This is a genomic window from Kurthia senegalensis (genome assembly GCF_000285595.1).
GTDB lineage: Bacteria > Bacillota > Bacilli > Bacillales_A > Planococcaceae > Kurthia > Kurthia senegalensis.
The window spans coordinates 1-257 of sequence record NZ_CAEW01000060.1 but is presented as its reverse complement, the minus strand read 5'-3'; the positions used below and the strand labels follow the sequence as shown (position 1 = coordinate 257).

Here is a 257-nt window from a genome sequence, read left to right as displayed (position 1 = left end):
CTAGGCTATTTTTTTACGGAGGATTAGCTCAGCTGGGAGAGCATCTGCCTTACAAGCAGAGGGTCGGCGGTTCGATCCCGTCATCCTCCACCAGTATAGGGACATAGTTCAGCGGTAGAATAGAGGTCTCCAAAACCTTTGACGTGGGTTCGATTCCTACTGTCCCTGCCAATATGGCGATTGTGGTGAAGTGGTTAACACACCGGATTGTGGTTCCGGCATTCGTGGGTTCGATCCCCATCAGTCGCCCCATTATT

3 tRNA genes are annotated in these 257 nt (G+C 51.4%); all 3 read left to right on the top strand.

The features are described from left to right. The first annotated feature begins 17 nt into the window (after positions 1 to 17). The 3 genes from KSHG_RS15650 to KSHG_RS15640 all read left to right on the top strand — a co-directional run bounded on the left by KSHG_RS15650 (position 18) and on the right by KSHG_RS15640 (position 252). Positions 18 to 93: transfer RNA gene (locus tag KSHG_RS15650), tRNA-Val, on the top strand. Positions 94 to 97: 4 nt separating this feature from the next. Then, a tRNA-Trp gene (locus KSHG_RS15645) sits at positions 98 to 171 on the top strand. A 5-nt stretch (positions 172 to 176) separates the two neighbouring features. Continuing rightward, positions 177 to 252, top strand: a tRNA-His gene (locus KSHG_RS15640). Positions 253 to 257: the final 5 nt, after the last annotated feature.